Source organism: Veillonella parvula (genome assembly GCF_024461875.1).
Classification (GTDB): Bacteria; Bacillota; Negativicutes; order Veillonellales; family Veillonellaceae; genus Veillonella; species Veillonella parvula_I.
Genome location: NZ_JANGAL010000036.1, coordinates 1 through 277 on the forward strand (window position 1 = coordinate 1; position 277 = coordinate 277).

Here is a 277-nt window from a genome sequence, read left to right on the forward strand (position 1 = left end):
CTGCCGACATCCTGCTTGTAAGGCAGGCGCTCTCCCAGCTGAGCTAATCGTCCATGTGGTGACCCGTCCGGGAATCGAACCCGGGATACCGCCGTGAAAGGGCGGTGTCTTAACCGCTTGACCAACGGGCCAATAAAAATGGCTCCTCGAGTAGGACTCGAACCTACGACCGATCGGTTAACAGCCGATTGCTCTACCGACTGAGCTATCGAGGAATGTTTATGGAGCGGGAAACGAGATTCGAACTCGCGACCCCCGCCTTGGCAAGGCGGTGCTC

At 57.8% G+C, this 277-nt stretch carries 2 tRNA genes; both read right to left on the minus strand.

Annotated elements, in window-relative coordinates:
* Positions 1-56 precede the first annotated feature (56 nt).
* A tRNA-Glu gene (locus NE668_RS09765) sits at positions 57-131 on the minus strand.
* Positions 132-139: 8 nt separating this feature from the next.
* Positions 140-215, minus strand: a tRNA-Asn gene (locus NE668_RS09770).
* Between the last annotated feature and the right edge of the window lie 62 nt (positions 216-277).